Here is a 12,726-nt window from a genome sequence, read left to right as displayed (position 1 = left end):
CACCGCGGAACCGGCTTGCCGGGCCGCTGGTGTTGCCCCCGGTAGGGGGAAGGCGAAGCGACACGAAGTGCGCGCAGCCTGGGGGCGAGCCTTTACCTTTTGTTCTTGATCGGGATGTCCATCTCTTCAGGCTTGATCTCGTGCACCAGCTCCGGCACACCCCAGGCAAACGCCGGGTCGACCTTGATCTTGAAGTGGTACATCGACTGCATCGCCTGGTGGTCTTCCTTGCGGAAGGTCATCTTGCCCTTAGGCGTGTCGAAGCTCATGCCTTCCATGGTGCTGATGAGCTTGTTGGTGTTGGTGTCGCCGTTGGTCTTCTTCAGCGCCGTGACCACCGCCATCGCGGCCGAGAAGCCGCCGGCCGTGAAGAAGTCCGGCGGCGCCTTGAACTGCTTGTAGTGCGCCGACACCATCGCCTCGTTCACCGGGTTCTTCGGGATGCCGAAGTAGTAGTACGCCGCGCCTTCCATGCCCGGCAGCGCCTTGTAGGCCGCCATCGCGGGCAGGATGTTGCCGCCGGTGGCGATCTCGATGCCGTAGCGCTTCAGGTCGAGGTCGACGATCTTGAACGGGTTGCCCGCGCCGGCCCAGACGATCCAGATGACCTTGCGGCCCGGCTGGTCCTTGAGCTTGTCGATCAGGCGCTGCGCGCCGGCCGTGAAGTCGGTGGTGGTGGGCGGCAGGTACTCTTCATGGACCAGCTTGGCCTTCTTGAGCGCTGCGCCGAAGGCCTTCACGCCGTCGCGGCCGAAGGCGTTGTCCTGCGCCAGCGTGGCGACGGTGACGCCCGGCTTGTCGACGGCCACCGCGTTGGAGATCGCATCCTGGCTCGAATTACGGCCGGTGCGGAAGATGTACTTGTTCCACTTGTCGCCGGTGATCGAGTCGGCCACCGCAGGCTCGACCAGCAGGATCTTCTTGTATTCCTCGGCCACGGGCAGCATCGCGAGCGCCACGCCCGACGAGGTCGGGCCGACGGCCAGCGCGGCCTTGTCGTCGGAATAGGCGGCCGCCAGCAGCGACTTGCCGAGATCGGGCTTGCCCTGGTCGTCCTTCTCGATGACCACGAGCTTCTTGCCGTTGACCATCATCGTGCCGCCGGTGGCGTAGTCCAGGCCCATCATGAAGCCGGTCTGGGTCTGCTTGCCGTAGGCCTCCAGTGCGCCCGTCTTGCTGTAGATGTGGGCGATGCGGATTTCGTTGGACTGGGCCCAGGCGGGTGCGGCGGCTGCGCAGGTGGCGAGTGCGGCCAGGGCGACGAGGTGGCGACGGTTCATTCTTTGTCTCCTGATAATGGTGACTGAATATTGCACAGTTCGTGCCATTCTCTAAGCCATTGATAACAAACGCTTCTTTATTCGAGAAGAGCGCCATTCGACTGAATTCAGAACACTGGCGATGTATTTTTTTCAGACATCTGTCTTTTTATTGTTCAGGGTTTTCGCGGAGGCTTGGCGCTGCGCGATCCATTGCTTGAACTGACGCTCGGCCTGCATGCGGAATTCGTTGCGCGCGTGATTGCAGGCTGCGTGCGCGAGCCGCCGGTGCTTTGACGAACGGATGCCGCCGAAGGTCGAGTCGACGAGATGCTCGATGGTGGCGGCCTCTGGCCGGCCCGCGGGCTCCTCGAAATCCATAGGCAGCCCGCACCAATGGCAGTTGGGCCCGAAGGTGGAGCGCAGTGCCTTGATGCTCACAGGTTCGCGTACTCCAGGATCTCCTGGCCCATCAGCGTGCAGTCGTTACCCGACACGAAGTAGATGAGCCGCATGCGGTACTCGCCCTTGTAGATGCTGCCCCAGACTTCGAGCACCTTGAACTGCTGCTTCTTGTTGGCAGGGTTGCGGATCGGCGGCAGCTCTTTCACGTCGGGGCTGATGCGGATGCGGTCGTCCTCGCCGAAGTGGAAGGTCAGCAGCTTCTTGGCACGGGCGACGGCCTCGCCGGAACACTGGGGCGCGGCATTTGCCAAACTGGCAGCGGCGCAGAGGGCAAGGCAGGCAGCGGAGCGGGCAAGGGCCTTCTTCATCGGATGTGGCGTCGGAGTTGTGGGCTGGAGCGGGAGTATCGCTCTGACACCGGGCTCAATGCTCCGGTCACGGGGACTCCACCCAATAGAGCTGCTTGTGGCCCGGAGCCTCGTAGACCTGCTGGTCGTAGTCGGCAACCCTTCGGCTCTCATATTCGTGCATCAGGACTTGCCAATGGACGTGTCGCGCTCGATGTCCGCGCGGCTTATCTGCGCATGGCAGACAGCGGATTCAGGTTGGCTGTTCCTGACTCGTCATCCGCTCATACAAGGTCGCCCGCGAAATCCCGAGCAGCCGCGAGGTCGCCAGCTTGTTCCCGCCCGTCGAAGCCAGCGCTGCCGCGATCGCCTTGCGCTCCAGCTCGGCCACCTGCTGCGCCAGCGGCCGCAGCAACGCCGCTTCTTCATCCGCATCGTGCGCGCTCTGCAAGGTGGCCGGCAACTCGATCTGCTCCAGCCCAGCCTCGCGCAGGATGCGTTCGAGCTGCACGGAATCGATGCGCTGCGAGTCGCTGCGCATGGTCACCTGCTCCAGCACGTTGCGCAGTTCGCGGATGTTGCCGCGCCAGTGCTGGCCCGCGAGCAGCGCGAGCGCGTCGGGCGTGAGTTCGGGTGGCGCCTCGCCGCTGCGCAGCGCCATGTCCTCGCCCAGCGCCTCGACCAGCGCGGGAATGTCCGAGCGCCGCTCGCGCAGCGGCGGCACGCGCAGCGGCAGCACGTTGAGGCGGTAGTAGAGGTCTTCGCGGAACAGCCCCCGCCGCACCAGCTCCGGCAGGTCGCGCGAGGTGGCCGCGATCACGCGGGCATCGAAGGGCACGAGCTTGTTGGAGCCCAACGGCTCGATCTCGCCCTCCTGCAGCGCACGCAGCAGCTTGGCCTGCAGGCCGAGCGGCATGTCGCCGATCTCGTCGAGGAACAGGCTGCCGCCGTCGGCCAGCTTGAACTTGCCCTCGCGCCCCTTGCGGTCGGCGCCGGTGAAGGCGCCGGGTGCGAAACCGAAGAACTCGGCTTCGAGCAGCGTGTCCGGCACGGCCGCGATGTTGACACTGACGAACTGGCCCTTCGCCCGCGCCGACGAGGCATGGATCGCGTGCGCCAGCAGTTCCTTGCCCGTACCGGTTTCTCCCAGCAGCAGCACCGGGCTGGCCGACTGGGCCGCACGGCGCGCATGCCGCTTCACCTCCACCGCCGCCGGGCTGCTGCCGATGAAGCTCGCGAAGGTGTACTTGGAGCGGCGCTGGCCATCGGGCGCATGCTGGTAGAGCGGGTTGTTGCGCTGGCTCGCGAGTTCGCGCCGCGCGTCGTCCAAGTCGCGCTGCAGCAGCGCGAACTTGCTGATGAGCGGCTGCAGCGTGGTCTCGGGCTGGTCGAACAGCACGATGCCGATGGCGCCGATCACCTCGCCCGCCCCGCCCTCGCGCTCCTGGCGCAGCGGGAGGCGGCTGACCACGAAGGTGCCGGCCTTGTTGGTCAGCAGGTCCACGAGGATCGGCTCGCCGGTCTCAAGCACTCGCCGCATCTGGGTGTTGGGAATCACGTCTTCCACCATGTGCCCCAGGAACTGGTCGATGGACGAAAAGCCCAGCGCCGGCAGGAAGCGCCGGTAGCCCTCGTTCACCCACACGATGCGCCCGCTGCTGTCCACCAGGAACATGCCCTGGCTGATGCTTGAAAACAAATGAAACATCGAGCGCGCGGCCAGCGCGAGGATGCCCTCGGCGTCGAGGGGCAGTGTGGGCGGTGCGGTGGGAGCGACAGGCATGGCGGGATCGTAGCGCGCATCAATCGGCAACAAATCCGGCATCAAAGTCCGCGGGGAAATGCCCAGAATCGAAGTTGCAGACAAAAGCCTTCAGCAGCCCTTAAGTAAATCAATCGTTTGATTTCATGCATGGTTTAATGCGGGGCATGAATGCGAGAGACCCGATCACCCAGGCCCCGCGCCGCGCACCGCGCAGCGACGGCGCCGAGGCACGCCACCGGCTGCTCCATACAGCGCTGCGGCTGTTCGCGCAGAAGGGGTTCTCCAAGACCTCCACGCGCGAGATCGCCCGCGAGGCCGGGGTCAACATCTCGGCCATCAGCTACTACTTCGGCGACAAGGAGGGGCTGTACGCGGCCACCTTCAGCGAACCGATGGGCGGCGACTCCAGCGACCTCGTCGCCGCCTGCAACGTGCCCGGCCAGTCGCTCGAAGACACGCTGCGCATCTGCATGGTGTCGATGATCGACCCGCTCAAGCAGGGCGAGATCGTGCGGCAGTGCATCCAGCTGCACATGCGCGAGATGCTGGAGCCGACGAGCCGCTGGGCCGAAGAGCTGGAGCGCGACATCAAGGGTCCGCACCGCGCCATCGCCGACCTGCTGTGCCGCCACCTGAAGGTGGAGCGGGCCGACGACGACATCCACCGCCTGACCTTCGCGATCACCGGGCTGTCGATGCAGCTCTACGTGAGCCAGGATTTCATCGAGGCCATTCGCCCTTCGCTGCTGCGCACACCGCGCGCCATCGACACCTGGGCCGACCGCCTCACGGGCTATGCGCTGGCGCTGGTCGAAGCCGAGGCGGCCCGCCGGAATGCCGAGAGAAAGCTGAAGAAATGAGAAGACTCCGACTGAAACTGATGGCTGCCCTCTGCCTGGGCATCGGCCTGATGGGCTGTTCGCTGACGCGCCCGCCCGCGCAGGTCGAGGCGCCGTTCCCTGCGCAATGGCACGCCCCCCTGCCCCACGGCGGCTCACTGGCATCGCTGGCCGACTGGTGGCGCCAGCTCGACGATCCGCTGCTGGTCGAGCTGATCGCCGCAGCCGAAGCGGCGAGCCCGAACATTGCCAGCGCAGCGGCGCGCGTGGCCGAGGCGCGCTCCACGCGCGTGCAGGCCGGCGCCGCGCTGCTGCCGAGCCTGGACGGCACGGCTTCGGCCAGCCGCGGCACCTCGGGCTTTGCTTCCAGCGGCGGCGGCAGCAACAGCAGCAACCTCTCCGCCAGTACGCCGATCACCACGCTGCAGGCGGGCCTGCAGTCGAAATGGGAGATCGACCTGTTCGGCCGCCTGCGCGCCGACCGCGACGCCGCCGAGGCCAAGCAGAACAGCGCCAACGCCAAGTGGCACGACGCGCGCGTGGCAGTGGCGGCCGAGACGGCCAACGCCTATTTCGCCGAGCGCGCCTGCCAGCAGCAGCTGCGGGTATCCGAATCAGACGCGCATTCGCGCTCGGAGACGGCGCGACTCAACGACCTCTCCGCGAAGGCCGGCTTCACCGCACCGGCCGATGCCGCACTGGCCCGCGCCAGCGCCTCCGACGCCTCGGGCCGCCTCACCCAGCAGCGCGCCCAGTGCGCGGTGCAGCGCAAGGCGCTGGTGGCGCTCAGCGGCATCGACGAAACCACGCTCGAGCAGAAGCTCGCCGCCGCGCCAGCACAGCGTGCACTGCCAGCCGTAGGCAGCATCGCCAGCGTGCCGGCAGAGGCGATCTCGCAGCGGCCCGACGTGTACGCGGCCGAGCTCGGCGTAGCCTCGGCCAGCGCCGACGTAGGCTCGGCCGAAGCCGAGCGCTACCCCAAGCTCACGCTGTCGGGTTCGATCGGACGCACGCAATATCGCGTCGGCGGCGTGCACCAATCGCTCGAGACCTGGACCGTGGGCCCGCTGTCGCTGACCGTTCCGCTGCTCGACGGCGGCGCGCGCAGGGCCAACACCGACGCCGCCAAGGCGCGCTACGCAGAGGCTGTGTCGCTCTACCGCGCCAACGTGCGGCAGGCCGTGCGCGAGGTCGAGGAGGCGCTGGTCAACCTCGACGCCACCGACGCCCGCACCACCGACGCCGACGCCGCGGTGAAGAACTACCAGGCCTCCTTCGACGCCACGCAGGCCCGCTACAGCAGCGGCCTCGCGAGCCTGTTCGAGCTGGAGGATTCGCGCCGCACGCTGTTCTCCGCGCAGACGGCGCGCGTCTCGCTGCAGCGCGAGCGCACCGAGGCATGGGTTGCGCTGTACCGCTCGATGGGTGGCGGCTGGAGCCGCTCCGCGCCCTCTTCCGAATCGTCCTCAATGACCACCACCCGGGCCACCCAGGTCGCGACGTCGCCATGAAAACAATGAAGCGTTCCACTCTCGTCATCGCGCTGCTCGCGCTGGTCGTCGTCATCGCGGCGATCTTCTTCGTGGCGCGCGGCAAGCCCTCGGACAAGGCGGCCGAGTCCGCCGCCAAGGCAAAGGACGGCGCCTCCGCGCCCAGGCCCGCGCTGACCGTCACCGTCGCCAGGCCGGAGGCCACCGAGCTGATGCTCACGCTCGCAGCCAACGGCAACGTGGCCGCCTGGCAGGAGGCGGTGGTCGGCTCCGAGTCCAACGGCCTGAAGCTGGCCGAGGTGCGCGTGAACGTGGGCGACGTCGTCAAGAAGGGCCAGGTGCTGGCCGTGTTCTCGCCCGAGACGGTGCAGGCCGACATCGCGCAGTCGCGCGCCTCGCTGGCCGAAGCCCGCGCCACCGCGGCCGACGCCGCCGGCAATGCCGCGCGCGCCCGCACGCTGCAGGCCACCGGCGCGCTGAGCCAGCAGCAGATCAACCAGTACCAGACGACCGAGCAGACCGCCAAGGCGCGCGTGGAGGCGGCCGAGGCGGTGCTGGCCGCGCAGCAGGTGCGCGGGCGCAACACACAGGTGCTGGCACCCGACGACGGCGTGATCTCGGCGCGCACCGCCACCGTCGGCAGCGTGGTCTCGGCCGGCACCGAGCTGTTCCGCCTGATCCGCCAGGGCCGGCTCGAATGGCGCGCCGAGGTCACTTCGGCGGAGCTGAGCCGCATCTCGGTCGGCACCACCGCCTTCGTGGTCAGCGCCAGCGGCGCGCAGGTGCGCGGCAAGGTGCGCAGCATTGCGCCCACGGTCGATCCGCAGACGCGCGCGGCGCTGGTGTACGTCGACCTTCCCAACGTGCAGCAGAACACCGGCATCAAGGCGGGCATGTTCGCGCGCGGCGACTTCGAGCTGGGCCGCAGCTCGGCGCCCACGGTGCCGCAGAGCGCCATCGTGCCGCGCGACGGCTTCAACAACGTCTTCCTGCTCAAGCCTGACAACAAGGTGGCGCAGATGAAGGTGCAGATCGGCCGGCGCCTGAACGACCGCATCGAAATCACCAGCGCGCTGCCCGACGGCGCCCAGGTGGTGGTGCAGGGTGCGGGCTTCCTCAACGACGGCGACCTGGTGCGCGTGGTGGATGCGCCCGCGCCCTCCGCGCAGCCGGCCAGGTCGGCGGCCTCCGCCGCCGCGGCCAAGTAAGCAATTCAAAGGACACGCCCATGAACGTTTCCGCCTGGTCCATACGCAACCCGATTCCGGCGGTGATGCTGTTCGTGCTGCTCACCTTCGGGGGGCTGCTGTCGTTCAACGCGATGAAGGTGCAGAACTTTCCGGACATCGACTTGCCGACCGTGACGGTCTCGGCGTCGCTGCCCGGCGCCGCGCCTTCGCAGCTGGAGACCGACGTCGCGCGCAAGCTCGAGAACTCCATCGCCACGGTGCAGGGCCTGAAGCACATCACCACCAAGGTGCAGGACGGCGCCGCCACGCTGATCGTCGAATTCCGCCTCGAGAAGCCGGTACAGGAAGCCGTGGACGACGTGCGCTCCGCGGTGCAGCGCGTGCGCGCCGACCTGCCGGCCGACGTGCGCGACCCGGTCGTCACCAAGCTCGACTTCGCGGCCCAGCCGGTGCTGGCCTTCACCATCGCCTCCTCGGCCATGGACGACGAGGCACTGAGCTGGTTCGTCGACAACGACATCACCAAGAAGCTGCTCGCGCTGCCCGGCGTAGGTGCGGTGAACCGCGTGGGCGGCGTCGCGCGCCAGGTGCACGTCGACCTCGACCCGGGCAAGCTGCAGGCGCTGGGCGCCTCGGCGGCCGACATCTCGCGCCAGTTGCGCCAGGTGCAGACCGAGAGCGCGGGCGGCCGCTTCGACCTGGGTGGCAGCGAGCAGCCCGTTCGCACCATGGCCACGGTGCAGTCGGCTGACCAGCTGGCCGACATGCAGATCGTGCTGACCGACGGACGGCGCATCCGCCTCGACCAGGTGGCGCGCATCAGCGACACCATCGCCGAGCCGCGCGCGGCCGCGCTGCTCAACGGCAAGCCCGTGGTGGGCTTCGAGGTGGCCCGCAGCCGCGGTGCCAGCGAGGTGGAAGTGGGCCACGCCGTGCAGAAGGCGCTGGCCGACCTGCGTGCGAAGCGGTCCGACATCGAGCTGACCGAGGCATTCAACTTCGTCGATCCGGTGGACGAGGAATACAACGGCTCGCTGCACCTGCTCTACGAAGGGGCCATCCTGGCGGTGGTGGTGGTGTGGCTGTTCCTGCGCGACTGGCGCGCCACGTTCGTGTCGGCCATCGCACTGCCGATGTCGGTGATCCCGGCGTTCATCGGCATGTACCTGCTGGGCTTCTCGGTCAACGTGATCTCGCTGCTGGCGCTGTCGCTGGTGGTCGGCATCTTGGTGGACGACGCCATCGTGGAGGTCGAGAACATCGTGCGCCACCTGCGCATGGGCAAGACACCCTACCAGGCGGCCATGGAGGCGGCCGACGAGATCGGCCTGGCCGTGATCGCCACCACCTTCACGCTGATCGCGGTGTTCCTGCCCACGGCCTTCATGAGCGGCGTGGCCGGCAAGTTCTTCAAGCAGTTCGGCTGGACGGCCTCGCTGGCGGTGTTCGCGTCACTGGTGGTGGCGCGCGTGCTCACGCCCATGATGGCGGCCTACATCCTGAAGCCGATCGTCGGCGCTGAGAAGGAGCCGGGCTGGCTGCGCTGGTACATGCGCGCGGTGGAATGGAGCACGCACAACCGCTTCAAGACGATGGTGCTGGCCACCCTCTTCTTCTTCGGTTCGCTGGCGATGATCCCGCTGCTCAAGACCGGCTTCATTCCGGCGGACGACAACTCGCAGACGCAGATCTATCTCTCGCTCGCGCCCGGCTCCACGCTGGCGCAGACCACGGCCGCCGCCGAGGAAACTCGCAACCGCGTGATGAAGATCGACCACGTGAAGAGCGTCTACACCACTGTGGCGGGCGGCAGCGCGGGTGGTGACCCGTTCGCGAACTTCGGCACGCCCGAAACGCGCAAGGCCACGCTCACAATCAAGCTCGATCCGCGCGGCGACCGCCCGCGCAAGCAGGTGATCGAGAACCGGATCCGCGCCGCGCTCGAAACGCTGCCCGGCGTGCGCAGCACCGTGGGCCTGGGCGGCTCGGGCGAGAAGTACATCCTGGCGCTCACGGGCGAAGACCCGGCGGCGCTGGCCAGCGCCGCCAGCGCAGTCGAGAAAGACCTGCGCACCATTCCCGGCCTGGGCAACATCACCTCCACCGCCAGCCTGATCCGCCCCGAGATCGCCGTGCGCCCCGACTTCGCGCGCGCCGCCGACCTGGGCGTGACCAGTTCGGCCATCGCCGAGACGCTGCGCGTGGCCACCCTGGGCGATTACGACCAGGCGCTGGCCAAGCTCAACCTCGCGCAGCGGCAGGTGCCGATCGTGGTGAAGCTGGAAGACTCGGCACGCAAGGACATCGACCTGCTCGGACGCCTCTCGGTGCCCGGCGCGCGCGGGCCCGTGATGCTGAACCAGGTGGCCTCGCTCACCATGGAAGGCGGCCCGGCCGTGATCGACCGCTACGACCGCTCGCGCAACGTGAACTTCGAGATCGAGCTTTCGGGCGTGGGCCTGGGCGACGCCAAGGCCGCGGTGGAAAAGCTGCCCTCGATCCAGAAGCTGCCGGCCGGTGTGCGCGTGACCGAAGTGGGCGACGCCGAGGTGATGACCGAGCTGTTCGCCAGCTTCGGCCTGGCGATGCTCACCGGCGTGCTGTGCATCTACATCGTGCTGGTGCTGCTGTTCAAGGACTTCCTGCATCCGGTGACGATCCTGTGCGCGCTGCCGCTCGCCTTGGGCGGCGCGTTCGTGGGGCTGCTGATCGGGCAGAAGGCGCTGTCGATGCCCTCGCTGATCGGTCTCATCATGCTGATGGGCATTGCCACCAAGAACTCCATCCTGCTGGTGGAGTACGCCATCGTGGCGCGCCGCGACCACGGCATGAGCCGCTGGGACGCGCTGCGCGACGCCTGCCACAAGCGCGCCCGGCCCATCATCATGACCACGCTCGCCATGGGCGCAGGCATGCTGCCGATCGCGGTCGGCTTCGGCGCCGCGGACTCCAGCTTCCGCTCGCCAATGGCGATGGCGGTGATCGGCGGGCTGATCACCTCGACTGTGCTGAGCCTGCTGGTGGTGCCGGCCGTGTTCACCTACGTGGACGACATCGAGCACTGGATCCGGCGCACCGTGCGCAAGCTGCGCGGGCAGCCGGCCGATCCGCACATCGACGACGACCTGGTCGAGACGCCTGCGGCGGGGCGATAAGCCTCACGGCGGCAACAAAAAAAGCTGCGGCATTGCCGCAGCTTTTTTTTGCCCGGGCTCGGGCGAGCCCCGAGGAGCGTCAGGCGTCCAGCTGTGCCAGCCGCTTCAGCTTGCGTTCGCTCATGCGCTTGGCAAGGCGCGGCAGCACCAGCACGGCCACCACGATGACGACCAGCGCGATCGACATCGGGCGCTGGAAGAACACCGACGCACTCCCCTCGCCGATCGACATGGCATTGCGCAACTGCGCTTCGGCCAGCGGGCCCAGGATCATGCCGACCACCACGGGCGCGGTCGGGAAGTCGAAGCGGCGCATCACCACGCCCAGCAGGCCGATGGCATACAGCAGGAACAGGTCGAACGCGCTCTGGCGCATGCCGTAGGCGCCCACCGTCGCGAAAATCAGGATGCCGGCGTACAGCTGGGGCTTCGGAATCTTCAGCAGCTTGACCCACAGGCCGACCATCGGCAGGTTCAGCACCAGCAGCATCACGTTGCCGATGTACAGCGATGCGATCAGCGCCCACACCAGCGCAGCGGAGGTGGTGAACAGCTGCGGACCCGGCTGGATACCGTAGTTCTGGAACGCGCCCAGCAGGATGGCGGTGGTGTTCGAGGTCGGAATGCCCAGCGTGAGCAGCGGGATCAGCGCGGCCGTCACCGTGGCGTTGTTGGCGGCCTCGGGGCCGGCCACGCCTTCGATGGCGCCGGTGGTGCCGAACTCGGCCTTGGCGTCCTTGTCCTTGGCGAGCTTCTTCTCGGTCGCATAGCTCAGGAAAGTCGGGATCTCCGTGCCGCCGGCCGGGATGCAGCCGAACGGCGTGCCGATGGCGGTGCCGCGCAGCCAGGCGGGAATGGAGCGCTTCCAGTCGCGCTTGCTCATGTGCACGCGGCTGAGCTTGTTCTGGCCTTCGACCACGCGGCCTTCGTACAGCACGGCGTACAGCACCTCGGCCACGGCGAACAGGCCCACGGCCACCAGCACGATCTCGATGCCGTCGAGCAGTTCGGGCACGCCACCGGTATAGCGGCCCTGGCCCGAGATCTGGTCAAGGCCGACGCAACCCGCGGCGAGGCCGACGAACAGCGCCGTCATGCCGCGCAGCGTGCTCTTGCCGAGCACCGCGCTTACCGTGGTGAAGGCCAGCAGCATCAACATGAAATACTCGGGCGGCCCGAGCTTGACCGCGAAGTCGGCCACGAAGGGCGCGAACAGCGTGACGATGACGGTGGCGATGGTGCCGGCCACGAACGAGCCGATGGCGGCCGTGGCAAGCGCTGCGCCCGCGCGGCCGCTCTTGGCCATCTTGTTGCCCTCCATCGCCGTCACCATGCTGGCGGTTTCGCCAGGCGTGTTCAGCAGGATGGAGGTGGTCGAGCCGCCGTACATGGCGCCGTAGTAGATGCCCGAGAAGAAGATCATCGAGGCCGTGATGTCGACCTTGCCGGTGATGGGCAGCAGCATGGCCACCGCCACGGCCGGGCCGATGCCGGGCAGCACGCCCACGGCCGTGCCCAAGGCGCAGCCGACCAGGCACCACAGCAGGTTGACGGGGGTGATGGCGGCGGCGAAGCCCGCCATGAGTGCGTTGAAGATATCCATGTCAGATCCACCCGGTGTTGGTGAGGCCAGGCAGGTTGATGGCCAGGAATTGCGTGAACATCCAGAACACCGGGGCCGAGATCAGCGCGCCGGTGACGAAGTCGACGAGCCAGGTGCGCGGCGAGTTGACGCCGCCCTGCCCGCTCGCGCGGCGCAGGCCCTGCACCGCGAGCACGTAGCACATCGTGCAGCTCAAGATGAAGCCGAGCGTGGTGATGAGTGCTGCGTTGAGCAGCAGCCCCGCCGACACCCAGACGAAACCGGGCCAGTAGGCATGCTCGGCGCCAGTAGGCGCGTCGAGCTCGCGGAAGCCGCCGGTGCGCGCCTCCCACAGGATCCAGGCGCCGCACAGCACGAGCACCACGGACACGAGCCAGGGCAGGAAGTTGGGGCCGACGCCGCCATAGCCGGCTTCGGAAGAAATGCCGATCGCGCCGAAGGCCAGCGCGAGGCCGGTCAGCAGCACGCCGGCGCCGACCAGGGTTTGTGGCCACGTGGCCGAGGGTTGCGGCGAGGCCGAGGAGTCTGGAGTTGTCATTTTTTGCTCCCGCAGTCGGGGGGAAGAGAGCCCCTTCGGGGAACACCGAGGAACCGGCTTTGCCGGGCCTCAGGTGTTACCCCCGGCAGGGGGAAGGCGCGCGCGACACGAAGTGCGCGCAGCCTGGGGGTGAAC

At 67.8% G+C, this 12,726-nt stretch carries 10 protein-coding genes; 4 read left to right on the top strand and 6 right to left on the bottom strand.

Annotation, left to right across the window (positions count from 1 at the left end):
• Window positions 1–92: 92 nt before the first annotated feature.
• From PMI12_RS24850 to PMI12_RS24835, 4 genes are all read right to left on the bottom strand, one after another.
• Complete coding sequence (locus PMI12_RS24850) at window positions 93–1,280, bottom strand: substrate-binding domain-containing protein (protein WP_007838005.1); 1,188 nt, start codon at window positions 1,278–1,280, stop codon at window positions 93–95.
• A 132-nt stretch (window positions 1,281–1,412) separates the two neighbouring features.
• Window positions 1,413–1,700, bottom strand: coding sequence for a hypothetical protein (locus PMI12_RS24845; protein WP_042674251.1), 288 nt, complete (start codon window positions 1,698–1,700; stop codon window positions 1,413–1,415).
• Entirely contained in the window at window positions 1,697–2,032 is a 336-nt protein-coding gene (locus tag PMI12_RS24840) for a hypothetical protein (RefSeq protein WP_007838001.1), read from the bottom strand. The genes PMI12_RS24845 and PMI12_RS24840 overlap by 4 nt, the downstream gene beginning before the upstream one ends.
• Window positions 2,033–2,264: 232 nt before the next feature.
• On the bottom strand, window positions 2,265–3,794 hold the full coding sequence (locus tag PMI12_RS24835) for a sigma-54 interaction domain-containing protein (RefSeq protein ID WP_042674253.1): 1,530 nt from the start codon (window positions 3,792–3,794) through the stop codon (window positions 2,265–2,267).
• A 137-nt stretch (window positions 3,795–3,931) separates the two neighbouring features.
• Between PMI12_RS24835 and PMI12_RS24830 the strand changes: the two genes are divergently transcribed.
• Genes PMI12_RS24830 through PMI12_RS24815 form a run of 4 tightly spaced genes read left to right on the top strand, consistent with a single transcriptional unit; the run spans window position 3,932 to window position 10,450 of the window.
• On the top strand, window positions 3,932–4,636 hold the full coding sequence (locus PMI12_RS24830) for a TetR/AcrR family transcriptional regulator (protein WP_086012124.1): 705 nt from the start codon (window positions 3,932–3,934) through the stop codon (window positions 4,634–4,636).
• Window positions 4,633–6,126, top strand: coding sequence for an efflux transporter outer membrane subunit (locus tag PMI12_RS24825; protein WP_007837996.1), 1,494 nt, complete (start codon window positions 4,633–4,635; stop codon window positions 6,124–6,126). The genes PMI12_RS24830 and PMI12_RS24825 overlap by 4 nt, the downstream gene beginning before the upstream one ends.
• Complete coding sequence (locus tag PMI12_RS24820; RefSeq protein ID WP_007837995.1) at window positions 6,123–7,313, top strand: efflux RND transporter periplasmic adaptor subunit; 1,191 nt, start codon at window positions 6,123–6,125, stop codon at window positions 7,311–7,313. Before PMI12_RS24825 ends, PMI12_RS24820 begins: the two co-directional genes overlap by 4 nt.
• Window positions 7,314–7,333: 20 nt before the next feature.
• Window positions 7,334–10,450 carry an efflux RND transporter permease subunit gene (locus PMI12_RS24815; protein ID WP_007837993.1) on the top strand — a complete coding sequence of 1,039 codons (3,117 nt, stop codon included), beginning with the start codon at window positions 7,334–7,336 and terminating at the stop codon, window positions 10,448–10,450.
• A 79-nt stretch (window positions 10,451–10,529) separates the two neighbouring features.
• Here PMI12_RS24815 and PMI12_RS24810 read toward each other — a convergent pair whose 3' ends face one another.
• Complete coding sequence (locus tag PMI12_RS24810) at window positions 10,530–12,053, bottom strand: tripartite tricarboxylate transporter permease (protein ID WP_007837987.1); 1,524 nt, start codon at window positions 12,051–12,053, stop codon at window positions 10,530–10,532.
• 1 nt (window position 12,054) lies between these two features.
• Window positions 12,055–12,591 carry a tripartite tricarboxylate transporter TctB family protein gene (locus PMI12_RS24805; RefSeq protein WP_007837985.1) on the bottom strand — a complete coding sequence of 179 codons (537 nt, stop codon included), beginning with the start codon at window positions 12,589–12,591 and terminating at the stop codon, window positions 12,055–12,057.
• Between the last annotated feature and the right edge of the window lie 135 nt (window positions 12,592–12,726).

The organism is Variovorax sp. CF313, from assembly GCF_000282635.1.
Lineage (GTDB): Bacteria > Pseudomonadota > Gammaproteobacteria > Burkholderiales > Burkholderiaceae_C > Variovorax.
Note: the sequence above shows the minus strand (reverse complement) of the source record. Positions and strands in the feature narration are given on the sequence as shown.

Excerpts from the sequence above, each read along its gene's own strand:
- PMI12_RS24830 (WP_086012124.1), top strand. The coding sequence starts at position 3,932 with ATGCGGGGCATGAATGCGAGAGACCCGATCACCCAGGCCCCGCGCCGC.
- PMI12_RS24820 (WP_007837995.1), top strand. The coding sequence starts at position 6,123 with ATGAAAACAATGAAGCGTTCCACTCTCGTCATCGCGCTGCTCGCGCTG.
- PMI12_RS24850 (WP_007838005.1), bottom strand. The coding sequence starts at position 1,280 with ATGAACCGTCGCCACCTCGTCGCCCTGGCCGCACTCGCCACCTGCGCA.
- PMI12_RS24805 (WP_007837985.1), bottom strand. The coding sequence starts at position 12,591 with ATGACAACTCCAGACTCCTCGGCCTCGCCGCAACCCTCGGCCACGTGG.
- PMI12_RS24825 (WP_007837996.1), top strand. The coding sequence starts at position 4,633 with ATGAGAAGACTCCGACTGAAACTGATGGCTGCCCTCTGCCTGGGCATC.
- PMI12_RS24810 (WP_007837987.1), bottom strand. The coding sequence starts at position 12,053 with ATGGATATCTTCAACGCACTCATGGCGGGCTTCGCCGCCGCCATCACC.
- PMI12_RS24815 (WP_007837993.1), top strand. The coding sequence starts at position 7,334 with ATGAACGTTTCCGCCTGGTCCATACGCAACCCGATTCCGGCGGTGATG.
- PMI12_RS24835 (WP_042674253.1), bottom strand. The coding sequence starts at position 3,794 with ATGCCTGTCGCTCCCACCGCACCGCCCACACTGCCCCTCGACGCCGAG.
- PMI12_RS24840 (WP_007838001.1), bottom strand. The coding sequence starts at position 2,032 with ATGAAGAAGGCCCTTGCCCGCTCCGCTGCCTGCCTTGCCCTCTGCGCC.